Source organism: Colwellia sp. BRX8-5 (genome assembly GCF_014077325.1).
GTDB lineage: Bacteria > Pseudomonadota > Gammaproteobacteria > Enterobacterales > Alteromonadaceae > Colwellia_A.
In genome coordinates this window covers 1-26,152 of record NZ_JACGVR010000015.1, presented here as the reverse complement: position 1 = coordinate 26,152, position 26,152 = coordinate 1, and the positions used below count along the sequence as shown (strand labels likewise).

The 26,152-nt window shown below is 37.6% G+C and carries 19 protein-coding genes; 11 read left to right on the top strand and 8 right to left on the bottom strand.

The window, feature by feature from the left end; genetic code table 11:
* Nucleotides 1-29 precede the first annotated feature (29 nt).
* The gene (locus tag H4J62_RS11475; protein ID WP_182216121.1) at nt 30-428 is read left to right on the top strand and encodes a DUF2069 domain-containing protein; all 399 of its coding nucleotides are present in this window, start codon (nt 30-32) and stop codon (nt 426-428) included.
* Between the two features lie 52 nt (nt 429-480).
* A complete protein-coding gene (locus tag H4J62_RS11470) occupies nt 481-2,331 on the top strand; it encodes a hypothetical protein (RefSeq protein ID WP_182216123.1) in 1,851 nt (616 codons plus the stop codon).
* Here H4J62_RS11470 and hda read toward each other — a convergent pair.
* Both hda and H4J62_RS11460 read right to left on the bottom strand, forming a co-directional pair.
* Nucleotides 2,323-3,039: a DnaA regulatory inactivator Hda gene (gene hda / locus H4J62_RS11465; RefSeq protein WP_182169642.1), complete on the bottom strand. Its 717-nt coding sequence runs from the start codon at nt 3,037-3,039 to the stop codon at nt 2,323-2,325. The genes H4J62_RS11470 and hda overlap by 9 nt on opposite strands.
* Nucleotides 3,039-4,211 (bottom strand): DUF2066 domain-containing protein, encoded by a 1,173-nt coding sequence (locus H4J62_RS11460; RefSeq protein ID WP_182216125.1) that lies wholly within the window; start codon nt 4,209-4,211, stop codon nt 3,039-3,041. Before H4J62_RS11460 ends, hda begins: the two co-directional genes overlap by 1 nt.
* Before the next feature lie 159 nt (nt 4,212-4,370).
* On the opposite strand from H4J62_RS11460, the gene purM reads away from it, so the two are divergent.
* Genes purM through H4J62_RS11445 form a run of 3 tightly spaced genes read left to right on the top strand, consistent with a single transcriptional unit; the run spans nt 4,371 to nt 6,861 of the window.
* Nucleotides 4,371-5,417 (top strand): phosphoribosylformylglycinamidine cyclo-ligase, encoded by a 1,047-nt coding sequence (purM, locus tag H4J62_RS11455; protein ID WP_070373894.1) that lies wholly within the window; start codon nt 4,371-4,373, stop codon nt 5,415-5,417.
* 4 nt (nt 5,418-5,421) lie between these two features.
* Entirely contained in the window at nt 5,422-6,093 is a 672-nt protein-coding gene (purN, locus tag H4J62_RS11450; RefSeq protein WP_259364965.1) for a phosphoribosylglycinamide formyltransferase, read from the top strand.
* Between the two features lie 27 nt (nt 6,094-6,120).
* Nucleotides 6,121-6,861 carry a DUF3108 domain-containing protein gene (locus H4J62_RS11445; protein WP_182216127.1) on the top strand — a complete coding sequence of 247 codons (741 nt, stop codon included), beginning with the start codon at nt 6,121-6,123 and terminating at the stop codon, nt 6,859-6,861.
* Here the strand turns inward: H4J62_RS11445 and H4J62_RS11440 are convergent.
* Complete coding sequence (locus H4J62_RS11440) at nt 6,858-7,658, bottom strand: class II glutamine amidotransferase (protein ID WP_182216129.1); 801 nt, start codon at nt 7,656-7,658, stop codon at nt 6,858-6,860. The two genes, H4J62_RS11445 and H4J62_RS11440, sit on opposite strands and share 4 nt — an antisense overlap.
* A gap of 157 nt (nt 7,659-7,815) precedes the next feature.
* Here H4J62_RS11440 and fadE point away from each other — a divergent pair, with 157 nt between their 5' ends.
* The 3 genes from fadE (at nt 7,816) to H4J62_RS11425 (ending at nt 12,665) form a co-directional block, all read left to right on the top strand.
* Nucleotides 7,816-10,245 (top strand): acyl-CoA dehydrogenase FadE, encoded by a 2,430-nt coding sequence (gene fadE, locus H4J62_RS11435; RefSeq protein ID WP_182216131.1) that lies wholly within the window; start codon nt 7,816-7,818, stop codon nt 10,243-10,245.
* Between the two features lie 226 nt (nt 10,246-10,471).
* Nucleotides 10,472-11,185, top strand: coding sequence for a TetR/AcrR family transcriptional regulator (locus H4J62_RS11430; protein ID WP_070373898.1), 714 nt, complete (start codon nt 10,472-10,474; stop codon nt 11,183-11,185).
* Nucleotides 11,186-11,297: 112 nt separating this feature from the next.
* Nucleotides 11,298-12,665 carry an aldehyde dehydrogenase family protein gene (locus H4J62_RS11425; protein WP_182216133.1) on the top strand — a complete coding sequence of 456 codons (1,368 nt, stop codon included), beginning with the start codon at nt 11,298-11,300 and terminating at the stop codon, nt 12,663-12,665.
* An 848-nt stretch (nt 12,666-13,513) separates the two neighbouring features.
* Here the strand turns inward: H4J62_RS11425 and H4J62_RS11420 are convergent.
* Nucleotides 13,514-16,297, bottom strand: a complete 2,784-nt coding sequence (locus H4J62_RS11420; RefSeq protein WP_182216135.1) for an AAA family ATPase — start codon at nt 16,295-16,297, stop codon at nt 13,514-13,516.
* 245 nt (nt 16,298-16,542) lie between these two features.
* Here H4J62_RS11420 and H4J62_RS11415 point away from each other — a divergent pair, with 245 nt between their 5' ends.
* Both H4J62_RS11415 and H4J62_RS11410 read left to right on the top strand, forming a co-directional pair.
* Entirely contained in the window at nt 16,543-17,628 is a 1,086-nt protein-coding gene (locus tag H4J62_RS11415; RefSeq protein WP_182216137.1) for a hypothetical protein, read from the top strand.
* Nucleotides 17,628-19,031 carry a hypothetical protein gene (locus H4J62_RS11410; protein ID WP_182216139.1) on the top strand — a complete coding sequence of 468 codons (1,404 nt, stop codon included), beginning with the start codon at nt 17,628-17,630 and terminating at the stop codon, nt 19,029-19,031. Before H4J62_RS11415 ends, H4J62_RS11410 begins: the two co-directional genes overlap by 1 nt.
* A 213-nt stretch (nt 19,032-19,244) precedes the next feature.
* Here the strand turns inward: H4J62_RS11410 and H4J62_RS11405 are convergent, their stop codons facing one another.
* The 3 genes from H4J62_RS11405 to H4J62_RS11395 all read right to left on the bottom strand — a co-directional run bounded on the left by H4J62_RS11405 (nt 19,245) and on the right by H4J62_RS11395 (nt 22,025).
* Nucleotides 19,245-19,496: a hypothetical protein gene (locus tag H4J62_RS11405; protein WP_182216141.1), complete on the bottom strand. Its 252-nt coding sequence runs from the start codon at nt 19,494-19,496 to the stop codon at nt 19,245-19,247.
* Nucleotides 19,497-20,120: 624 nt separating this feature from the next.
* A complete protein-coding gene (locus H4J62_RS11400; protein ID WP_182216143.1) occupies nt 20,121-20,573 on the bottom strand; it encodes a hypothetical protein in 453 nt (150 codons plus the stop codon).
* Between the two features lie 438 nt (nt 20,574-21,011).
* Nucleotides 21,012-22,025 carry a M23 family metallopeptidase gene (locus H4J62_RS11395; protein WP_182216145.1) on the bottom strand — a complete coding sequence of 338 codons (1,014 nt, stop codon included), beginning with the start codon at nt 22,023-22,025 and terminating at the stop codon, nt 21,012-21,014.
* Between the two features lie 266 nt (nt 22,026-22,291).
* Here H4J62_RS11395 and H4J62_RS11390 point away from each other — a divergent pair, with 266 nt between their 5' ends.
* On the top strand, nt 22,292-23,251 hold the full coding sequence (locus tag H4J62_RS11390; RefSeq protein ID WP_182216147.1) for an IS110 family transposase: 960 nt from the start codon (nt 22,292-22,294) through the stop codon (nt 23,249-23,251).
* A gap of 701 nt (nt 23,252-23,952) precedes the next feature.
* On the opposite strand, the gene H4J62_RS11385 is transcribed toward H4J62_RS11390, so the two are convergent.
* Nucleotides 23,953-25,773 carry an acyl-CoA dehydrogenase C-terminal domain-containing protein gene (locus H4J62_RS11385; protein WP_182216149.1) on the bottom strand — a complete coding sequence of 607 codons (1,821 nt, stop codon included), beginning with the start codon at nt 25,771-25,773 and terminating at the stop codon, nt 23,953-23,955.
* Nucleotides 25,774-26,152 lie beyond the last annotated feature (379 nt).

The following is a 26,152-nucleotide window of genomic DNA, read 5'->3' as shown; positions in this document are numbered from 1 at the left end:
ACAATTTGCTAACCAGCAGGATACCTTTCATGACCAAGCCACAAAGATTTTCAACATCAACATTTAAAAAAATAACCTTAATTGGCTATTTTTCTTTATTATTTTTTATGCCGCTTTGGCTAATCTATTTAAACCCTTCACAAGGTTTGTCGCCGATATTAAGCTTATGCTTATTCACAGTACCACTGTTATTTCCTCTAAAAGGTTTGCTGGCAGGTAATCCTTATACCTATGCTTGGTCGAGCTTTGTCGTTATGATTTATTTCCTACACAGTTTAACCACGCTGTGGGTATCTCCAGCAGATGTAGTTTGGGCATCATTAGAGCTTATATTTGCAACAATGATGTTTATTGGTGGCAGTTATTACGCGAAATATAGAGGTCAAGAACTAGGCTTGAGTATTAGAAAAGCTAAAGATAAAGCGTAACGCTTCAATAAGACTTTTATAACGTAACCACCATTATAGTTAAGGGCTGAAAATGAAAAACATTCTGCATATATTACTGCTAATACCTATTTTATTTGCTTGTAACAATAATGGTGAGGTCACTAAAATTATCACCGTCGACGATGAAGTGAAAATTTCTCAGGCGGTCGAATTAGTTTTACTCGCTCCCTCGAGTAAGGTGACTGACATTATTTGGACGCAGACGACTGGCGAGCCAGTGGTGTTCTTGGCCTACACCAGCAAGGTTATCGCTTTCACACCTAACACCGCAGGCGCATATAGTTTTAATGTTTCATTTACACTAGAAGATGGTAGCAGAGAGTCACTTAACCACTCTCTTAGTGTAACCAATGAACAAGGAGAGATTTCTGCGCGTCTGGGTCATGCTGCTCTAGAAGGTAGTAAAGTGTCATTGCGCGCTTCGTTAACAAATAAGCTTTTAAGCGATAGTTTAGTTTGGCAACAAACTGCCGGTCCAGAGGTCAATTTTACGGCTGAAAATACCCAGGGTGATTATGCAGTATTCTTTAATGCGCCGGAAGTTACTAGGGATACGGTAGTAGAATTCACCGTATCCTCAGGGAGCTATTCTGACAAAGTAGCGGTACTTATTGAAAATGCTGAACCTGTCCCAACTTCAGATAATACCGCTTATACTGAGCGTTTAGCACGGGTATTCCCCTTTGTTGCAAACTCGTCTTATGCCGATGTACTCGTCGATTGTGTTTATAGTAATAAAATTAACTTTGCGCGAACATGTGCATTTAATACCTTACCATTAATTGCACATGATACGACCACACCAACGGTTGATGACATAATGGACCGAGTGATCGTTTCTCATTATTGGATGGGAAAAAGATTTCGAGAATTCCTTGAAAATTATGACCCCTACAATGATTTCAAAAATTTACTAAGAGCAAATACTGCCATTGTAATTTCTTATGACATTAGACCCTCATATTACTGGGTGGTCAGTGGCGCTATTCACTTAGATGCTAATTATTTTTGGTTGACCCCTGATGAGCGAGATACCATAAATCAAGCACCTGACTATAGAGCGTCCTTTGGTGGAGATCTTAATTTTGCTATGCCTTGGCGTTATGTAAAAAATAATAATTACACCACTACTTTTATATCTGACAATGACAGGGTTACTCGCCAACCTAACGATGTTTTATACAGTTTAACGTCTTTGATGTACCACGAACTTGCCCATGCCAACGACATTTTCCCGAGCACTAGTTGGTCAGCTTTAAACAGAGACCAAACAATATTATCAGCCGCACAACAGATAGCAGATAATAGTGGCTTTAAATCTGATCAGCTAAACAACACCCTTCCCTTACTGGGTGAGGAAATGTACGCCTTAGCTCAGGTACGTTTTCAGGGGGTTGACGCATCAAAAACACAAAACGCTTATCAACCCAGCGATATTAAAACGTTTTTTAGTGGCGAAGCTGCGCCTCAGTTTTATAATTACTCAAGTATTCGCGAAGATTACGCTATGCTTTTTGATGGTTTTATGATGAAAACTCGCTTTGATATTAGTCGAGATGTCGCTATAACTAACGCCCCTAAAATTGCGAATGAAAATTATATCGTTAATTGGGGACAGCGCGGCCGTATTGGCGATGAAAATATTAAACCTCGAGTATTATATGCCGTAAGTCATATATTGCCGGAAGTAAGTGACATTGAAAACTTAGTAAATAATTTACCGAGTCCAATCATGATGAACGCTGGTGAAAGTTGGGCTAATAACTTAAATATAAGCCCCGTTAACAAAGAGCAAGCAGGATTGCAAAACGTTTCTGCTCAACCCAAAGATAGACGCTTTGTTCAGTATGAGTTTTATGAAAAGCCCAGCCCTTTAAAATAAAATAGCTTTAATAAATGGGATGGTGATTTTTCGTTGTTCTCTTATTGATGCTTCGTCAAGCTCGGCTAAAGCTAAGATCAAGTGACTCATTTCACGTGATAAGTGACTCAGTAAATATTTAGCGACTTCATCACTTAATAATAAACCTCGTTGTTGCGCTCTAAATTTTAAGGCGATTAACTTTTCTTCATCATCTAGGGGTTTGATTTGCTCTGTCATTCCCCAAGATAATCGAGAGACTAAATCGGCTAAGCCAAGTTTCAATTGTGAAACACTTTGATCTCCAGTAATAATCAAGCGTTTATTATGCTCAATAACACGGTTAAATAAATCAAAGACCGCTTGTTGCCAAAGCTTGTCCCCAGCAATTAATTGCACATCATCTAAGCAAATCAAATCAATATTTTCTAAACCATCAAGTACTTCAACCGACAACTGTTTTAATTCAGAAAAAGATAAACAAACGGATGATAGACCTAATTTCTCAGCAAAAGTACAACTGGCATGAAGTAAATGTGATTTACCAACACCTGACAAGCCGAATAAGTAAAAACTATTGACGTGCGCAGACTCTACCGAATGTTGACTGGCTTTAATAAATGACTTTAACTGCTCAGTTGCCGAATAATTAGCAATACTTTGGAAACTTGAAAACGTTTCATCATCGGGTAATTGAACTGACAAGGTTAATTGAGAAGTGACTTTCACTAGGGTTTCCAATAAAAAACAGGGACAGCACCGACCACTTTTTCGGCAAGCGGGTCATCAAAAAGGTCTAATTGCTTATTCAGCTTTAATGAAGCGAGAAAGGCTTGTCCTGAACTTTTTAAAACCAATTCAAAACGGCGATTTTTCCCCGAAGCGCTGAGTAATTTTACCGATTTAACTGATGATAATTGTTCAAGAAATCGCTCTAATTCAATAAAGCTTTTTAGTGATGATATATTGGCAACATCAATAATATAATTGTTATCAATATCACTATTTAAAGCATATTTTTGATAAATTATATCACTAATAAGAGAAAGCGCAGTTTTTAATAACTGGTCAGGAGAGTCACCGTAGCTGATTTCACCAAAGATTTGTCCGGTGATTGTATCGCGGTTGTAGTCTTGGGCATCGGCGATAAAACTCCAGTCTAGTGCGTATTGTTGACGTTCTTTTTGGCATAAAAAACAATCATCAACCTGTTCATCACTTTCTTGTTGAGGTAATAAACTACTGTTTGATAAACGAATAATTATTATAGATTCTGGATTATAGCGCAGTGATGCCATTTGTACTTGTTTGGCAAAGCGTCCCCAAACATCAAAAGTAGAGATGGTATTTACATCGGTTAAGTCCATTAACGGCATTAAAATAGGTAAGCCCCTTAACGCTGAAAATTGTTCGACACTATTAGGTAAATTGTAACTCACTTGTGGTGTTGCATTATTGGAAAATGACGAGTGGCTTGCATTAGAAATAGTCGTACGGCGTAAACCATTCTCTTCAACGAGCCACAATAAAATTTGTGGCCGTAAACTTCCCCAAATTGGGGCGTTGGCATCTTCAAACAACTGATTAATTTTGCTTTCGTCAAAAGTAACTAAAAGCTCAGTCTGCTCAGCATTACGTTGATAACGGTATTTTACAACATAGCCACTGACATTTCTAAGGCCACTTTTTATGGTTGAGTTGGACAACAGCGCTTGTTGTCCCCCCACTTTAAGCACCACTGCGCTCATTGCTTGTTGCAAGGCGAGCTTTCGCTCTGAGTCGGTTTGTGAGTTAACGATAACCTTTGCGTTGTATAAGTTTTTAACTTCAACAGCCAAAGCGGTCATTGAAGCAAAGAAATTACTTAAAACAACAACTAATACAATAAGATATCTAAGCATATTTTTTAAGTTGATTATTTTTATGTATAAGATCTTATCATAGTGTTAATCATTTTAAACACTAATAAAAAATAATTTATTATAAAGATTTTCACCACGCCATTGCGCTGGTAGAATGCGCCATTAAAGTTCTTATGCTAATTAATTGAGGTTTCCCCCGTGAGCGAACAAAAACAGTCTCTAAGCTATAAAGATGCTGGCGTTGATATAGATGCAGGTAACGCCCTAGTAGAAAACATTAAAGGTGCAGTAAAACGTACAACTCGTCCTGAAGTGATGAGTGGCTTAGGTGGTTTTGGCTCAGTATGCCAATTACCAACCGGTTATAAAGAACCTGTAATGGTTGCGGGAACAGATGGCGTAGGTACAAAACTACGCTTAGCAATTGATTTAAACAAGCACGATACCGTAGGTATTGATTTAGTGGCTATGTGTGTCAATGATTTAATCGTTCAAGGCGCTGAACCTTTGTTCTTTTTAGATTATTACGCGACAGACAAACTTGATGTAGATGTTGCTTCGGCAGTTGTTGCTGGTATTGCTGATGGTTGTGTATTATCAAACTGTGCTTTAGTTGGCGGCGAAACCGCTGAAATGCCAGGTATGTATCACAAGGGTGATTACGACATCGCTGGTTTTTGTGTCGGTATCGCTGAAAAATCCCGTTTAATTGACGGTACAAAAGTAGCATCAGGCGACCAATTAATTGCCTTAGCTTCTTCTGGCGCGCATTCAAACGGCTTTTCATTAATTCGTAAAGTATTAGAAGTTAATAAGACTGATACCAACGAATTATTAAATGGTAAGTCAATCGGTGATCATTTAATTGAGCCGACTAAAATTTATGTTAAATCTGTTTTAGAATTACATAAGCAAGTTGACATCCATGCCTTATCACATATTACTGGTGGTGGTTTTTGGGAAAATATTCCTCGTGTATTACCAGAAAGCGCTCAAGCCATTATTGACGGTAACAGCTGGGAGTGGCCAGCGATCTTTAACTGGTTGCAAGATAACGGCAACATTACTACCCACGAAATGTACCGTACCTTCAACTGCGGTGTTGGAATGATCATTGTTGTACCTGCTGCTGACCTAGCGAAAAGTATTGAAATTTTATCGGCTCACGGTGAGAATGCGTGGCACATTGGTGAAATCGCTGATATGCAAGCAGGCGCTGAACAAGTTGTGATTAATAAAGGTTAATTCTATGCCATCAAGTAACATGCAAGACAATAATTTAACCAGCAATATTGTTGTGCTAATCTCTGGTGGCGGCACTAATTTACAGGCGATTATAGACGCCTGTAAAGCTGCAGATTATCCAGGAAAAGTGGTTGGGGTTATTTCAAATAAAGCCGATGTATTCGGCTTAACTCGCGCTAAAAACGCTGGCATAGCCCATTGTGTACTTTCTCATAAAGATTTTAGCAGTAGAGAAATTTACGACCAAGCGTTGATCAAGCAAATTGATTTATACCAAGCTGATGTTGTTGTTCTGGCTGGTTTTATGAGAATATTAACACCTGAGTTTGTGCAACACTACCAAGGTAAGTTAATCAATATTCATCCCTCTTTATTACCTAAGTATCAAGGTCTACATACCCATCAACGGGCGATTGATGCCGGTGATACTGACCATGGTGTTAGTGTACATTATGTTACAGAAGAACTTGATGGTGGCCCAGTAATATTGCAAGCGAAAGTACCTATTTTTGCCGGTGATACCGCTGAGGAACTTGCGCTAAGAGTTCACGAACAGGAACATAGAATTTACCCCTTAGTGGTAAAATGGTGTTGTAATCAGCGCATTTCTATGCACAATGATACTGTACTTTTTGAAGGTAAAGCGCTCCCTGCTTCTGGCTATGCGAGTGAATAAATAAAATATTAAATGATAGGTAATTAAATGCTGAATAAATTATGTTGTATTGCTCTAGTATTAGCCTCACAGAGTAGTTTAGTTTTCGCCAATGAAGCAAAAACCACTCAAGCAGAGCAGCATGTTATTCAGCCTTTTACTGCTAAATATAATTTGATACGTTCTGCTGATATTTTAGGTAGTGCGACAAGAACGTTAGAATACTTAACACCTGAACAAGCTAAATATAGTTATAAAACAGATATTGAATGGTTAATATTTTCAGATAACCGTCAAGAAGTATCACTCGTTAAACTCGATCACCATAAGGTGACACCTCAGCAATATAATTTCCAACGAGACGGCACCGGACCTGATAAAGAATATGCTTGGCAGTTCAATATTCAGAATAATATTGCGAAGAACCTCAAAGACAATTCAGAGGTTAATATTGATTTTCCTGTCAATATTCAAGACTCACTCAGCTATCACTTGCAGAATCGTTTAAATTTAATTAAAAATCCAGAGCAAAAACTTTTTGTGTATCCGGTGATGAATCATTCGGGTAAAGTTAAAAATTATGTTTACCAGTATGATGGTGAAGATGAATTAATGCTGCCTTTTGGTATGATAAAAGCGGTTAGATTAAAAAGAGAAGTCATTGAAAAGAAAAAAATTACCTACGCTTGGTTCGCTCCAGAGTTAAATTACTTGTTGGTTAAAATACAACAAATAAAATCTGATGTTGAACAGTTTGATGCACAATTGACTTCACTTGAAGAACATTAATATTCAACCTTCAACACTTCTTGCCCTGAAGCAATAGACTCACCCAGACAAAATAAGTGCCACTGCCCTTTGGTCATTTTGTGCCAAGTTTCATTATCCGTTAATGGCTGAGTGGCGATAACCGTAACTACATCATTTTCTGTGGTTTCTTCGGTGAAATTAATAACTACTTCAGCATCAATCAAACTGGCTTTACCAAACGGTGCTCTGCGTGTTATCCAATGTAGGTTATTTGCACAATAAGCAAATAAATACTGGCCATTGGTGATATTGACATTAAATACACCCAACGCATTTATTTTGACACTCAACTCGGCGATAAATTTAAAGAGTACCGTTGCTGCTGGTTCTTTATCCGCAAACTTAAAATGAAGTTGGTCTAAGATCCAACAGAACGCATGTTCGCTGTCGGTAGCCCCTACAGGAATGTGTAATTTAACAGGCAGTTCAACCTGGACATTCTTCAATTGTCCATTATGTGCATAAGTCCAATTTCTTCCCCACATTTGACGGGTAAAAGGATGAGTATTCTCCAAAGAAATACCGCCAGAGTTTGCTTGTCGAATATGACAAATAACCGCTTCACTTTTTATTGGATAATTGGTGACTAACTCGGCAATCGGTGATTGTGAACTTGGTAAAGGGTCTTTAAAACTTCGACAGCCTTTACCCTCATAAAAAGTAATGCCCCAACCATCCTTATGCGGCCCAGTATTTCCACCACGCTGCATTAAACCACTAAAGCTAAAGCAAATGTCAGTGGGGACGTTCGCACTCATTGCCAGTAATTCGCACATAAATTAATTTCCGAATAGATAATTAACGTTATTATCCTATAAATAAGATTACAACGATAAATATATTTGTAATTTATTGTACATAGATTTAAGCTAAATACATGGTCAGACCTCTTTATTTTTATCTTTAGGTTTTTATTTTTTAAAAGGAAAATTAATGGAACAATTTACATGGTTCATTTATGCCGTTATTTTAACCGGCTTCATGGCATACACCCGTGCTGCGCTCTCAACTTTTACCTTAAGTTTTGCCGCATTAATGGCGGTAGGTACTATCTTTGATGCACTGTCATTTTTCAGTTGGATAATATTTGCAATCATTGCATTGCCCTTGAATATATCTGACTTTAGAAAGCAGTATATTACTCACCCTTTACTAAAAATGTTCAGATCTATCATGCCGCAAATGTCGAGAACTGAGCAAGAGGCTATCGACGCTGGTACGACCTGGTTTGAAGCAGAGCTATTTCGTGGTAACCCAGATTGGAAAAAACTACATAACTATGAAACACCCCGCTTAAGCGTTGAAGAGCAAAGTTTCTTAAATGGTCCCGTAGAAGAAGTTTGTAAAATGACCAATGATTGGCAAACGACTCATGTCGATGCTGATTTATCACCAGAAGTTTGGCAGTTTTTGAAAGATAATAAATTCTTCGCAATGATTATCAAAAAGAAATATGGCGGCTTAGAGTTTTGTGCCTATGCACAGTCACGAGTTTTACAAAAATTATCAGGGGTGAGTGCCGTATTAGCAAGCACCGTTGGAGTTCCTAATTCTTTAGGCCCAGGTGAATTATTACAACTTTACGGCACAAAAGAGCAGCAAGACCATTACCTTCCTCGTTTAGCGGTTGGTGATGAAATTCCCTGCTTTGCGTTGACTAGTCCGGAAGCCGGTTCAGATGCTGGTGCGATCCCCGATGAAGGCATTATTTGTCACGGTGAGTTTGAAGGTAAAGAAGTGCTTGGTATGAGATTAACTTGGGACAAACGTTACATTACGCTAGCGCCCATTGCCACAGTACTAGGTTTGGCTTTTAAACTAAAAGACCCTGACCATTTACTGGGTGAAACGGTTGATTTAGGCATTACCTGTGCATTGATCCCTACAGACTTAGACGGTGTTATCACTGGCCGTCGTCATTTCCCACTTAATGTTCCTTTTCAAAATGGTCCAACACAAGGTAATGGTGTCTTTGTGCCGCTTGACTATATTATTGGTGGCGCAGAAATGGCAGGCCAAGGCTGGCGCATGCTTATGGAGTGTTTGTCTGTTGGACGTGCTATTACACTTCCTTCTAATAGTGCTGGTGGTATAAAGTCACTTGCACTTGCTACAGGTGCTTACAGTAGAATTCGTCGTCAGTTCAAGATCCCTATCGGTAAAATGGAAGGTATTGAAGAACCCCTCGCTCGCATTGGTGGCAATGCTTATTTAATGGATGCGGTAACAACCATGTCTACAGGTGCTATCGATTTAGGCGAGAAACCTTCGGTAATTTCAGCCATTATAAAATATCATTTAACTGAAAAAATGCGTGTTTGTGTTAATGACGCTATGGACATTCACGGCGGCAAAGGCATCTGTATGGGCGAAGGTAACTACCTTGCTCGTGCCTATCAAGGTGCTCCGATTGCAATAACCGTTGAAGGCGCGAATATTCTGACACGTAGTTTAATTATTTACGGACAGGGAGCTATTCGTTGTCATCCTTACGTTTTAGCGGAGTTAGCCGCAGCAAACCAAACTGATGATGTTATTGCATTAAAAGAATTCGATCACGCCTTGTTTGGCCATATTGGCTTTGCCATTAGCAATGTTGTCCGCAGCCTTTGGTTTTCATTAACTGGCGCTAGGATTTTAAAGGCACCTTTTCGAGACGAAACCTCTCGTTACTATCAGTTGCTCACTCGCTTTAGTAGTAACTTAGCTATGCTATCAGATATATCGATGCTGACACTGGGTGGCGATTTGAAGCGCAAAGAGAGAATTTCGGCGCGTTTAGGTGATGTACTTAGCCATTTGTATTTGTCTTCGGCAACCTTAAAGCGTTTTAACGACGAAGGTCGTCAGCAAGATGACCTACCGCTTGTACAATGGGCACTTGAAGATAGCTTGTATGAAACACAGCAAGCTATTGACGCGTTGATCAGTAACTTTCCTAATAAGATAGTGGCACTGTTTCTAAGAGCTATGATCTTTCCAGTGGGCAAATGGTTGAAAAAACCTTCTGATATTACTGACCATAAAGTTGCACAGATATTACAAACACCTGGTAAAGCTCGAGAACGCTTAGGACAAGGTCAATATTTAAGCCGAGATCCAGAAAATGTTTTAGGTCAACTTGAGCAAACGTTAGATGACATTATTGCTTGTGAACCAATATTTAAGAAGGTTTGTCAGGCTATTGGTGAAGATCTGCCTTTTTATGCCCTCGATGAAGTTGCTAAAAAAGGCTTAGCCGTTAATGTTATTAACGCTGTAGAAGCCGAGTTGTTATGCAAGGCTGAATTGGGCAGAAAAGTCGCTATCAATGTAGATGACTTTGACTCTGACGAATTAAGAGCACAGTCCGCTAGTCATTAATTTATCAACACGCCATAGAAATCGCCTACAAGGATGTAGGTTTCAATGTGTTTAAAGCCGTATTATCATCATAAATGAGCCCAGCAAACGTGTTGGACTCATTTTTTTTATCGTTAATGTCTTCACAAACTTTATAATTCTAGCGCCCACCTATTACTTTTTGTAACAAAAAATGCTGATAATTTTCCTGCCTAGATTGAAATACCATTAAAAATAAGTTAACTTTATGTTAACTAAAATTATACGACAAAATAATATGTTTTCTACTAAGGAAAGCCCCACTGTAAAAAGACGGAGCAAAGGTGAACAAACACGTTTACTGATATTACAATCAGCCATTGAAGTATTAGCAAAAAATGGAATAAAAGGCACGACTCATCGAGCCATAGCGAGTCATGCAAATATTCAACTCTCTCTTACCACCTATTATTTTAAAGATATACAAGAGTTAGTTCATCAAGCATTTACCTTGTGTTCTTCACAAATCACCACAAAAACAAGCTTAGCTTGGCAGCCTGCCGTTGAACTACTCGCCAATGTAAATAAAACAAGTTTACGTAAAATAAGTGAAAAAGAAAATTTACGTAATAAACTTGCCATAATGGCGACCCAATACTTAGTAAAAAGAATAATAGACTCACCCGTAGAGCTCGCTGTTCAACAATTACTCTTTACCGAAGTACGCGTAAACCGTAAATTAGCCCCTTTAGCTGAGATACACCGTGCGGCCTCGTTAAAACCCATTATTAAGTTATGCGAATTTTTTAATGCTCATGACCCACATATCGATGCTGATATTATTGCGACGGTTTTTACGCAAATAGAATACCGCAATATCAATGTGCCTGTTGAGCAATTAGATACTGATAACATTCAAGCCATCGTTAGCCGAGTCATTGGTTATGCAATGAACTTAAAAAGTTTAGCACTTACCTCTTAAAAGATAATTATCTGATTGTTTTGTAGATGAGCTGTAAATGTTGTAAATTTGTTTCTATATCTGGTCGTACCAATAAAGCTATAAGACTCAATAACAACAATAAGGTTTAAATATGCCCTACCAAGCATTACTCACAAAACACAGTCAGTATTTTGATACTAATGTCACTCGAGATATTTCATGGCGTAAACAGCAACTACAAGCTATAAAAAAACTTGTTATTGAAAACGAAAAAGATATTTTACAGGCTTTACAAGATGACCTTGCAAAACCGACTCTAGAAGCTTGGATCACTGAAATATCATACATAACCAGTGATGTTGACCACACGTGCAAACACCTCAATAAATGGGCTAAACCAAGGGGCGTTAGTACCCCAATTGTGGTACAACCGGGGAAATCATTTATTAAACCCGAGCCACAAGGCACTGTATTAATTATTGGCGCGTGGAATTATCCTTTACAATTAGTATTGGCCCCTTTAATTGCCGTTATTGCTGCCGGTAATTGTGCCATCATCAAGCCTTCAGAGCTTGCTCCTGCTATTTCTGCACTTATTGGCCAACTTATTCCTAAGTATTTAGATAATAACGCCGTTAGTGTGGTTGAAGGCGGTGTTACAGAAACAACCGCATTACTTACCTTAAACTTTGATCACATTATGTATACTGGCAATGGTCAAGTCGCTCGTATTGTCATGGCCGCAGCCGCAAAGCACTTAACGCCAGTGACATTAGAGCTTGGCGGCAAAAGTCCTGTTTACGTCGATGAAAGTGCAGATTTAACAATAACAGCACAGCGTATTGCATGGGGCAAGTGGATGAATGCAGGGCAAACCTGCATAGCGCCTGATTATCTATTAGTAAAAGAAAACCTAGTTGAGCCATTAACACTAGCGTTGAAAGCTCAAATAACCGCTATGTTTGGTGAAAACCCAAAAAATAGCGACAGCTATGGCCGTATAATTAACCAGCGCCATTGTCAGCGTATAGCCACTTATTTTAACGATGGTAAAATTATGGTTGGCGGTGAAAGCGATATTGAAAGCTGCTATATCGCGCCAACTATTATCATTAATCCCGCTTTAGATAGTCCTTTAATGACAGAAGAAATTTTTGGCGCCATTTTACCTATCGTCACTATTGAAGATTTTGATCAAGCAAAATCATTTGTCAAACAAAGAGAAAAACCACTTTCTGCTTATATCTTTAGCCGTAACAACGAGCAAGTAGCACAATGGGTAAATGAAATAAGTTCGGGGAGTCAATGTATTAACGATGTAATCATGTTTAATGCAGTACCTGACTTACCTTTTGGTGGCACTGGCCCTAGCGGTATTGGCCAATATAGTGGCAAAGCCGGTTTTGATAATTTTAGTCATCTAAAGTCAGTACTCAAACGCCCTTTTATTAAAGATATCCCGGTACGCTTCGCACCTTATTCAAAATGGAAACTTAAATTCTTACGTTTCATCCGATAAAAATCTCCCTAAATGTTTCTCAGAGGATGAAATATCTTACATCCTCTGCCACCATTTTTAATCTATCTACTCACTAAAGATAATAAAAAAAAACGCTTTTATCTGCTCGTATCTAGTTTAGCTAGCTGGTTTAATTACCCGAATTAGATGATAGTGTGAATAGACATGACTAATTAGATTTTCAGACACTAAATGAGATTGAAGAATTTTTCTTATATTCACTAATGCCACTTTGAAGACCTAAGGTTTTAGTACCATAACGACAGCTGATGGACAGTAAGCGGTCATAAATTGAGAGTAGAATCACTATACCTAGCGGTCACAATGAGCCTGAAGCAGACCTCCAAAGGTGCCATTCGTATTATGCCACTCATTAACGGTTATGAGTCCAGTTGTAGTGGCTAATGATAAGTACCCTGTTTTAGTATTAATAAGTGATCCCATAACTTTCTCTTAGTCGTTGGTAAGGTAATTGGTACTTATGTAAATGTTGATAAAAAAAAATGCGAACAGCTTGTGTTTACTGGGGTATCGCAAAATTCACATTAAAATTAACAGCTACATATACAGTTACATTAGCCGCAGCTTAAACCGTGTCATTGGTAGAAAATTAACCAAGTGTCACAAAGTACCAAGTAAGCCGTAATTTTTGCAACTCAACTTAATGATCCTATTATCATTTTTATCGCGTTGTGACTCAATGCGACAAATTTTCACACTTAGGTTATTTTAAGCTAAGCACAGTCATTCCCGAGGTATCTGATCGAGTTCTAGGCTTTACGTTTGTGTTTTAGCTTTAATTTTTGCTTTAAATAACGGGCCTCGATAAGCCCATCCGAGGATGGTAATTATTTAGCTAACAAGTCCATAAATTGCATTTCAGACAAGACTTCCTTATCAAGCAAAGCCTTCGCTACAGCGTCAATATGCTGCCAATGCTGCTCTACTAATTGTGAGGTTTTTAAGGTCGCGTCTTTCACCCATTGCTGAATCAGTTTTTCGGTGTGTACTTGAAAATATGTATCTCCGCCCCATTCTTGCAATGCGGTCACGTCCATATTATAGCTATCGGGATGCATACCATATTTTGCAATAGCCGACCAAGCCGACCACATGGCATTTTTTAAATCGCTACTGGCGCCAGTATCTAACCCTTCATCACCAAATTTCTTAACCTGAGCTGCTCGACCTGCTAATGCTACACAAGTACGAGAAAACCAAAATTCCTTGGTATAATCTATATGCTGATCTGTACTGTATGCCACCATTCCCAATGATTGTTCTCGTGGTACGACACTAATTTGCTCAATAATTCGTTCTGGCATTAAAAATTTAGAAATAACCGCATGCCCCGCTTCATGATAAGCGGTTTCTGCTAGCGTTTTTTCACAAGAGTCCAGTGAGCGCTTAGCACCATATTTCAGAATATTAACTTCTTCAACTAAAGTACTTTGATCTATTTTACGATTCCCTTCGCTCAATGCACGTAATACGGATTCTCGGTGAATCTTTTCTAGATCAGCACCACTTAAACCGGCCGTCAACGAGACGATTAATTCCACGTTGATAGCGTCGTCATAGCCCTCATAACGTAAAAATTTATTGATAAACCAACGACGGGCATCTTTATCTAAAAAGGGTACATGTACATGTAAGTCGAGTCTTCCTGAGCGCAATAAAGCATCATCAAGTTTTTCTAATCGGTTAGTGGCGGCAACAATAAAGACAGGTGCACTGGCTTGATTAAAACCATCAATTTCGTTAAGTAGCTGATTTATCAAAGCATCAGCTTTAGGACCGGCATCACCTCGTTTAGGCAGCGCATCAATTTCGTCAATAAATAAAATACACGGTGCATATTTACGCACCCGTTGAAATAAAGGTTTTATAAAACTACCCGATAACAATTCATTGCCAGAGCAAGTAACCATAGGTAAACCGGCTTCACTTGCTAATGCGCGAACTAATGTGGTTTTTCCGGTACCAGGCGGACCAAAAAGCACCATACCTTTAGGTGGTGAAACGCCAGCTTGGCTGAGCTGTTCACTATGACGGAGAATATTAATAGTTTCTTTTAGTCGGGCTTTAATGGTGTCATGACCGGCAATATCAGCAAATTGGATCTCTGGCATATCCAGCACAATCCCCCCACTTTCACCAACATCTTCTATGTGTAGCAATCGCTCACGACTTGGTTTAGAAAAGGTGAGCGTTAAAGTTTTGTCAGTTAAATGACAAGATGACTCTAAGAATAAAACTTCGTGACGAATTTTTAACGCTTGAATTTGTGCTTCGCAGGTTTCATTCCTAAGCAAGGTAGCGATATCATTATCGAGCACTATAGATACCTGGTTAAACTCTGTTTGTGGGTTTAATCGAACAAAGTCTGTTATCGGATCAAGTACTTTTCCGGTTATATTAGCTTTAATATCACGAATATCAAAAAATGGCGCAAAAGTTGTTAGTAACACTCTAACAGTATTGTCGTTAACCGGTTGAAATTGGATCTGACTTTTTTCATTGAAGTGTTTAAGATCAATCGCGAGTTGTTTTTCTACTACCTGTGTTAGCTCTGCTACACCAAGTGTTTTAAATAAAACAATACTACCTTGCGATAATCTAGACAGTAATTCAGCGGGAATAGCTTTTACTTCTCTACCCTGTTCAATTTTTATTTCGCTACGCAACTGTGTGATCATCGCCCCACGCGCTTGTTCGGGGTTGTTCTTAATACTGCTAAGATAATCTGGCTTGTTATAAACCGCACTGCCTAAATTAGAAGTAAACACGACAATCGTTTGCCTAAAATCAATATCTTCTTGTGAGTATTCGTCGGTAATAAAACCGGCAGATAACATACGTAATAACGCTAACAATACCTGTATGTGAGCTTTTTCAAATTCGTCAAACACTATCACAGATTTAGGGTGTTTTTTGACAAAAGCAGTGAGATCACCGGGTGCAGAATCATCGTAAGTTTTCTTTGCTCCTACCAAGCCAAAACTTTCGTTACTATTAGTATATTGAGTCATATCAAACACTTTACATTGATAGTCATCTTTTAGGTGGTGAGCAAAACGCTCAGCTAAGAAGGTTTTGCCACAAGCTGGAGGCCCCGCAAAAAAGAACAAGCCTTGTGGTCGGCTTTGTTGAGGTTGCCATAATCCTTTAACCATACTATCGATTAAATATTCTATAACGTGCTCTTGACCATAAACTTCGGCCTGCAAGGTTTTTTTAAGTTGTTCAAGCGCTTTAAGGTTATCACGATAATCAGAAGGAGCATCCGGTAAACTAAACAACTCAATATCATTTATCCAGCTATCGCTTGCTGCTATGGGTTTAATTTTATCAAGTAGTGATGAAACCTGTGAAGAAAAAGGTATAACAGGGTGTTTCATCATCTCTTTTATTACCCCTTGTCGTAAATTACTTCGGTTTTTATCCGTTAACAGCTCAACAGTAGGGGCTACCGGTAACAACATGTTATTAAATTTTTTATATATTTCGTTTTTATTATCTATTGAAAAAGGTATAAGGCACTGGAAAGCAGATAAAATGTGTTCACGATTTATCTTGTCACTCTTTTCGTTGAGTGAGATATATTTGGTAAAAAAAAGTAATGTTCTCACGAGGTTCTTCCCTGTTCGTGTATATCAAGCATAATTAATGCTATCACGAACTGGGGGGTTTAACAGTACTTGCCTGCTATCCGGCGATAAACTTTGTTAATGAGGGGGAGAATCATATACTTTAAGTTAGTGCTGTTATTTTTATTAGTAAAATGAAATACTTATTGTACATCTGGTATTCCTCAAAGGAATTCACCATTTTGTTGTCACTAATGGCATAACTTTATTATTGAAAGGATTCATTTATGAATTTAAAAAAAACTTACTCTGATCTTCTAGCCGATATCGCAGAACAACATGAAGATTGGTCTGCGACCTCAGAATCTCCCTTCACCATCTCTCGCCAAGCTGAAGAAAAAGTGCGACCACTGTCAATCTCTGTATTTGGTAGTGAAAGTAAAGCCCACTTATTTTTTAACTTATATAACGATAATGCACTATCTGAATTAGCTAAGAAATTTTTACGCGTTCAAAATAAAGATAAAATTCAAACGAATGATGAAGAGTCAGGCTTGGTTATTATTATTGATTCTGATGGTTTTGCCGTGGTTTACGATGCAACCAAAACCAATATTGAAGATTTTACACCACAATTTGAAAACATTGCTGAAACAGCTGATGCTCTATTAATGACGGTTGTGGCTGACGCGTACCAAACAGTTGAAAATGCTGATGTTCCTTCAATAGAAAACACTCAAACGGAACAAGTTGAAAAACCGTCAATAGAACATGTACTTAAACAATATTTTACCGAAAAGGATTATAAATACAAATACCAAGAAGATAAACAACGGTTTGTTTTAGGCTTTAACACAGAACATTACCTAGACGATAACGGTGATCCTAGTTTTAATGTTGTGCTTGATTATTCAGACAAAGGGCTATTGCGCTTTTTAACGCCTTTTTTGTATAAATTTGATTTAAATAAAACCCAATACAGTTTAATTGCTTCGGCGGTTGCATGGTTTCAATTTAGATACAAATTTTTGTCAATGTCACTTGATCCTAGCGATGGTGAACTAAGAATTTCTATTGATATTCCTCTAGCAGACGGTGTTTTACACAAAAGCCAAGTTCATAGAATTATGTCTTTCATTTTACAATTTACCGAAGACAGCTATCAAGAATTATTTTCTTTGATGTTAAGTGAGCCCAATGAAAGCGAGAAAAAGCTCAAAGAGATAATTGCTAACTATAAGCAAGAAATAGAAACAGGCCGTTGGTTAAAATCACTTGAAGATAAGATGCAAGGGATAACTGAAGCACAAAAACAAGCTATTGAGAATATTCTAAATCAAAGTGAAAGTTCGACGGGCAAAGGTGGAATATAATGACGAGCATTCCCAAAAAAAACACCTTTCATATGTTCAAGCGGGCGCTGTTTAATCCTGTTGGTGAATTAATATATCTAACACTATTTTTTGGTGCTGTTACCTTTGCTTTTTTCTGGTTGACGATAAAGTGGCAACTGTTACCTACATCGCTCCTACAGCCTTATTTAACCCAAGAGAGTACTGGTCTTTTTGATGCGCTTGGTGGATGGGCGTTAGGTTTTGCCGGGGCATTGGTTGCTATTCGTATCGCCGGTGTCGCAAAAAAAATTCAAGAGAATGATTCTATACGAGAGCACGTTAACCTTTGGGAAAAACATGTCGACCGTATTTCAGAGTTAAACTCAAAATTAACCCGCTCTATTACTGATACTAAAAGAGCTTGTGCCGCGGTATTACTATATACCAAGGAAGTGAGCAGAGTAAATAATACACTGACGCTAAATAATGCTTTTACGTCGATAATAAAGCAAACAAAAAAACCTGAAGACATAGCAGATCAACTTCAAAAGACGCTTGAAGAAAAGCTTGAAATACTGATAGAAACTATTGAAGAGGCTTTTAAAGATTCCGTCTATCGTTCTGTATTAGGCCTTATTTCAAAGACTAATCCATGTTCTGATAAATCAAGGATCCGTGATGAAGATTTTGCCTCACGATATTTTCAAGACCAAGCAACACGAGAAGATTTGATCAATATAGTCAGTAAAGACACCGAGTTTTTTAATATATTAGAGATTATTAGTAGTCTAGGTGCAAAAAACTTTGGTATAGGCTTGATGGAATTACGTGCTATGCCATTGTTTGAGCACTTCTATAAAGATCTTATGCGTATTACATCTTTTCAGAAAGAGGATAGTAAACAAGATAACAACCATCTTGAAATAGCTGATGCTGCTTGGATATTACTTGGTTTATTGCTTTCTAGAAATAAACCAGATAATTCATATATTAGCCAAAATGATGGTTTTGTGATTCTGGCTTTAATTCTTGGTTCTCTTCCTACGGAAGAGGTCATAAAAACGTATCTAGATACGAAAAAGCCCGAAGTATTTGACGATTACTCTGCCGAAGGTCGAGCCTTTATGCAAAGGGAGATTAGCGAATTGGCAAAGCGCTTATTTTACGTAAAAGCGGAAGAGTTATCAGAAATCAGTAGCTTGATAGAAAAATGTAATAACAATTTAAGCTATTTAGATGTAATGACAAAAAGTACAGGGGTGAGCTCAGAACAGAATAAAGCTAAATTGATAGATGAAAATAGCGATCTAAAAGGTACAGCATCAACACTTGACAGCTTCGAGCAGTCAAAAGACAAAAGAATCCCAACAAATACGAAAAGTTCATCGGCAGACAGTAAGAGTAATGACTCAAAAGACAGCAACTCTTCAGAAAAACAATAATTAAAATACATTATTTTAGAGGTCTTATTTAAAATGAATAATACAGCCAACCATTGGGTTGGCTGTATTTCTTTAGAACACATATTTAAAATCCGCAAAAATACTAAAAACCTAGTTCAGGGTTAGGTTTTAGCTAAACTTTCAGTTTAAGCTCAGGTTAAAAAAAGATTATCTAACCCTAAATGATAGGTCATGGTGGATAACACTATTTGACTAAAAAATAGCGTAGAAAATCCAACGATTACTAAAACACTTGCATAACCTTTTCAGCCCACATGCTCTTGGGGCTATGGAAGCAGATAAAAAGTTGATGCGTTTATGAATAATATCTTTATCACTTGCATGCTTGACCTGTTCCGATAATGCGGCATATATTTGAATGGTATTTTTTACTTGTATTACACTAGCACCATTTTCAATGGCATATAAATCACAAGTTGGCTCGCAATCTAATGCAAAAATCATCGCGTAATTTATCTTTATTAATAACCCACACTTTACTAAACCATTGCACAATTAACTTACGTAAATTATCACGATGTAAGCCGTGCCATCTTTCATAGGCAACAATGACCGCTATGTCGGAGCAGAAGTCATAAGGGCATCAAAGATGCTAACGACTGCTTTAAGTCTTGGAGCTGCACTTAGCAAAGCAAACTCTAACGTCAACGATGCGCACTTTTTTGACGTTAGCTTTTGGTGAGGGCAAAGCTACCAGTGATCATTGTTCTAAGGTCACTAGTTGCCACATTACAGACATTAGGATTCAATCTGCAACGTTAATTTGGATTAGATTTTTGCATGGATAGCGCCCTGTAAAGGGGGAAATTGTAGCTGGCTAAGGTGTGAAGCGGAGCGGTACCTGCCAACTGTAATTTGTCCCACTTGAATAGCTTATAGTTCTACCAAGCCACTTAATAAAGTAACTTGCTTTTATATTAAGTGGAACATGCTTCTATTGGTTACGAATATTAAACAAAAAAAAGCCCCGCAAATTGCGAGGCGAAAGGTTTAATTGGTTGGGGAATCAATCAAACTACGTGTTAATAAAAGTCAAAACCGATATTACACATTTAAAAAATAAAAAAATTAGCTTTTGTATTTTTTAGCAAAGCGAACTATGTTTTGGCCATTACAAACTATGTATCTAACATCACTGTAATTTTCATTAACGAAGTTAAAGCCATTAATCGCCGCATCTGCACAAATTTTTGACGCCTTATTTTTATTTGTTGTAACAAATTTATATTGTGGTTTTGTTACAACTAATTCTATTTCTGCAATTTTAGCTACTTTTTTAGGCGTTTTTGAAAACTGAATTAATGATTTACCGTTACATTGGATAATGTATTGAAGGCCACTATAGTTAATACCTAATTCTTTGGCTTTATCTTCTGCTGAAGTTAAGCCATTTTGCGCTGCAGCTAGACAAACTTGAGTTTCAGCTGAATAGTCAGTTGCGATAAACTTTACATTAGACGTTGTCGCAAATGTGTTTAAAGAAACAATGGCAGTAAGTGCTGGTATAAGTAAAGTTTTCATAAGTACCTCAGAAATTTAAAAAGTTTGGAATGCTTTAATTACCGACGAGTGTATAGAGCTAAAACTCTAATGTAAATAAATTTCGTAATAAAACCACTATTTCGTGATTTTATTTGTGTTTCGCTGTGCTTTGTTCTTTTTTTACGTCATTTAATTACAGTACGGTGTTAATCTAACTATATTTAAAGGGATATTAGTAAAGGCTATCGTTTGAAAGGAAGGTTTTTAGCAGGAATTGACTTACCACCGCTTATGTATAAAGTGAAATAAAAGGGGTCAGAGTCGTTTTAAATGAACTATATTGGGGTAGTCGGTTTATGATTACTTTTGCCACACAGCTGACATCAACCTGTGAAGGCTTTAAGTTGATTTGGATTAGATTTTGTATTGGTAACGCTCAAAATCGGCTGCGTTGCACGACTTGTTAGCCCGATAGACTTAAAAAATATCATTTCTTTTATAAAACACTGGTTTTTGTTTACTTATTTTGAAAGATATGGGGACAGGTTTGGTTTTCGGGTCCATAAAATTTATGGCTGTCATTGCTTGTATGTGTAAATGAGGCTGAGAGGTGTTCCCCGAATTGCCTATCTTTGCGATTTCTTGCCCGATTTTAACGCTATCTCCTTCAGCTACTAATAAGCTGTTATATTGAAGATGCGCCATTAGTATAAATATATCAGTTTCTGTTTTAATGACCACATGATTACCCGCAATATTTTGTCGATCGGTCTCACCTATCTTTTGATCTGGAAGTGAATTTTCAATTGATACGATCACTCCATCGACGGGAGAAAAAAGAGATTTACCAAACGTCTTATATTTCTGTAAGTCAGTTATTTGTTCAAATGGTAGCTTTCCATCTTCAGGAGCCAAAATATCCATAGCGTATTTTTGCGACCCTACAAAATGGTGATGGTTTATTAACGGACTATTGCCACCATGAAAAACATACCAATCGCCTTTGAATGGAGGAATCAGTACAATACTATTAGTAGATTTTACCGGAAAATATATTATGGCGAGCTGATAAATTAAAAAAATCAAAAATATGGAAAGGGTAACATTGAGCGACTTACCTATTTGTTTCCGAGGCACCCAATCCAAAAGACAGAGTGTAACCACTGAACCCCATATCATGACTGTGATGACAGTAAAATCAGTAGACGAAAATTGAATCGGTATAACTGCTGTGTAAATACAATAGCCAATAATAATCCAAGTCGCATTCCTTAGAAAACCCTGACGAAGGTAAATGCCCGATCCTTGCCCTCTATATGAAAAACCCCAATCAACCTGTTTTTTTACAAGAGAAACAATAAACGTCACTATCATGGTTATTGCAGATAAGAGCAGGAATACAAATAAGTAGTTAATTAGCATTCCTGATAGCGTAGAAAACGCTAATAGAACAACCGGTAAACACAATACAATCAGTCTAAATTTTTTCATCCCATCTCCTTATGGCAGTGATTTCGTGGTCAACAGCTTGTATGGATAATAAATCCATTAATTAATAACAATTTAAACCAAGTTCGGTAAAGTGAGACCCAAGCTTTGGCTGCAACCAAAGTCTTCTTATACGATAGTTCGACTAACAGCTGGCTCCTCTGTTGAGAGACCGTTAATAAGTGAGAACGTCGTATAGGACTCCAAGCATTAAACTCGAATAGTCAACTGGGCCTCGAGCCCGAATAGCAAGGCGGAGTCAGCTTATTATGAATTGCATAAATAATCAAAAAGAAATCACAGTTGGTGTTGATACAGGTAAGCTTCAACTCGACATTCATATTAGACCATTAGATATTTATTTTACGGTTACTAATGATGAGAAAGGCATTAAAAAAGCCATTAAAAAAATAAAACCACACAAGCCAACACGCATTGTGATTGAAGCTACAGGTAGACTTGAACACCCGTTTATCATTGCCTGTTCTCAAGCGGATTTACCTTTTACCGTAGCAAACCCTGCGCATATAAAAAAGTTTGCTGGTGCTATTGGACGTAAGGCTAAAACAGATAAATTAGACGCCCAGTTAATTGCACATTATGGTGAAGCAATTAAGCCACCGTTGTCGAAATTAAAGCCTGAAAACATTCAGTTAATGAGTAATTTATTGTCTCGAAGAAGACAACTTATGACCATGCAAACCATGGAGAAAAATCGACTTCAGATTATGCCAAAAGAAATAACAAACATTATCAAACCTATCTTAATCGCCATTAAAAATCAGATAGAAAAAGTCGATAATAAACTCAATAAGCTCATTGAAAAGTGCAGTGAATATAAAGCTAAAAACACTATTATTCAGAGCATGCCTGGAATCGGCCCTGTGGTTGCTTTTAACCTACTGAGCGACATGCCAGAACTGGGTTATTTAACCAATAAAGAAGCAGCTTCGTTAATCGGCGTAGCGCCATTTAATAAAGAGAGTGGGAGTTACGAGGGTCAACGAAATATACGTGGTGGTCGTCATAAAATTAGAACCGTGATGTACATGGCAATGATGTCTGCAATGCAATGCAACCCTGTTTTTAAAACAACATATCAACGATTAGTAGCAGCCGGAAAGCCGAAAAAAACAGCGATAATCGCCTGCGTTCGTAAGATGATTATTATTCTTAATTCTATGGTGAGGGATGGTGTCATGTGGGACCCTGAAAGGAATCAGAATTAATAATTGACACCATAGTCACTTATTATGGATACTTCTCAGTAATGTCAGCCCCATAACCTTAATTTAATTCGGAGTAATATCCCACAATTTCAATCCTTTAGATACTAAAAGTGTTTGGTTTTTGTAAGTGCTTGGATATTACTGAGACTCCTTAGTAATATGACAGGAATGATTCATTAGAAAATATATCGCTAAATTTATAACTGTAATGTCCGCTGTGAGCACAAAGTGATCGTTAATACTTTTCAGTCTCGACAATTTCTCAGCGAGCATCAACCCGTTGACTAAAGATAGATTTGGTTCGAAAATATCATCTACTGAAGGTGTTGATTCTAATGGTCCTACTTGTCGAGATAACCTCATTTGTAATGTCTATTCACATAGCGTTTTCTAGTAATCGCTGGATAAATAAAGAGCGACGACTATTATTCGCAGTTTAACCAGTTCGTGTGCCAATAAAAATACAAGCCCAACAGATAGTCGTTCTAATGTATCCCATCTAATGATGAAAAGTAAAATAGCAACAGCCACGGTAACTTCAGAGATACGACAGTTAAAATACTTCTCGATGACATGAAGTTGCCATAATGAAGATAAAGGGTTATCGCTATTTAGAGGTCTTTAGAGGTCATTTAAAATGATAAAACCTTTTACAGAAAACTGTAAAAGGTTTTATTGGTGGTTATCTTAACAGTCAGTGTTTATAAAAATGACAACAACTCTTCGTCTAACTGCATTAACGTTTTAGGGTCTGCCATCATGGTGATTGCTAACGATTTAGTTCTTGGCAACATGCGCTCAAAATAAAACTCTGCGGTTTTAATTTTTGCACGGTAGAAGTCTCTGTTCTCAACATCAGTTGCTAATTTTTCATAAGCCGCCTGCGCCATTTGTGCCCAGAAATAAGCCATAACGATGTAACCAGAATACATTAAATAGTCAACCGAAGCAGATCCGACCACATCGCGGTTTTTCTTTGCTTTTAATGACAAACTTAACGTGTTTTTCTGCCAGCCGGCAACAGCTTTGCTCAATGGCCAAATAAATTGATTCATCTGACGTTTATGAGGGTTACTTGAAATCATGCTTTTTTCTTTACAAAAGCCTAAGACTTCCATGGTAAAGTGTTTTAAATACTTACCGCGATTTAATAAGATTTTACGTCCTAATAAATCAAGTGCTTGGATACCCGTTGTTCCTTCATACAAAGTAGCTATACGTGTATCACGAACAATTTGCTCCATACCCCACTCTTTGATAAAGCCATGACCACCAAATATTTGTAAGCCATGATTTGCACTTTCTGAACCTAGTTCAGTGAGGAATGCTTTTAGAATTGGCGTAATAAAACCTAAACGGTTATCAGCTTTACGGCGTTGCTTATCATCTTTCAACATTTGGATGTCGTCAACTATCTTCGCCGTATAATAAATCATAGCACGGCCACCTTCAGTGATCGCTTTTTGCGTCATTAGCATTTTACGAACATCAGGGTGAACAATAATTGGGTCAGCAACTAATTCAGGTTTTTTAGCACCGGTAAGTGAACGCATCGACAATCGTTCTTTTGCGTAAATTAACGAGTTTTGATAAGCAAGTTCTGCAGCACAGATACCTTGTAAAGCGGTACCAACACGTGCGGTATTCATAAAGGTGAACATACATTCTAAACCTTTATTTTCTTTACCGATAAGTACGCCTTTTGCACCATCAAAATTTAAAACAGCGGTAGCTGAACCTTTGATACCCATTTTATCTTCAATAGAGCCACAAACAACATTGTTACTTTCGCCAATGTTACCTTGTTCATCAACTTGCATCTTAGGAACAATAAATAATGAGATACCACGCGTACCTTTTGGCGCATTGGGTAATCTTGCTAAAACGATATGAACTATGTTTTCAGTTAAGTCATGCTCACCAGCTGAAATAAATATTTTAGTACCACTAATACTAAATGTACCATCATCGTTTAACTCAGCTTTTGTTTTAACTTGACCTAAATCTGTACCACATTGTGGTTCAGTTAAACACATAGTGCCGGTCCAAGTACCTTCGGTAAGCTTAGTTAAGTAAAGCTGCTTCTGTTCTTCAGTACCGTGTAACTGTACCGTATCCATAGCACCGTGGCTTAGACCAGGATACATAGCCCACGACCAGTTTGCCGTACCCATCATCTCTGACTTTACCATGCCTAGCGAAGCAGGAAGCCCTTGGCCACCATGTTCAACAGGGTGAGACAAACTCTGCCAACCACCGTCAACATATTTCTGATAAGCTTCTTTAAAGCCTGTAGGCGTGGTTACTTTACCATTATCAAAAGTACAGCCTTCTTTATCGCCACTTTGATTTATTGGTAATAATTCATTTTCACAGAATTTTGCACACTCTTGGAATATCGCATCAACCAAGTCAGGTGTCGCTTCTTCAAATTCTGGATACTGCTTATAATGGTCATAATAATTAAAGACATCTTCAAATAAAAACTTCATGTCTGTGATCGGTGCTTTATAACTGAGCATGTATCTCTCCAGTGCTTTTTAAACTATTTATTTAACTTCTTTCGAATATAACAGAAAACCAACTGGTCATACCACTGTTTTTTGCTAATAAATATTTATATATTTGTAAATAGAACTTAAGTGTAGAAGACAACTGAATTTATTGAAGGGAATAAGTGTGTGCAATTTTAATTAATAATAAAAATTTAAGCTTTTCTATATAAGAAATAAATAGCATATTAACAATAATATTAGCTCTGTAGCTTGTATTTTAAGCCGTGATAACAACAATCGCTGCAACAGGCTGCTTCGCATATAGGAAGGAAATCAAATTGAACGGTTATATGTTTAGTCATTTGTTTTATAGAATTTGAGGTCTTGAGGTCTTGAGGTCTTGAGG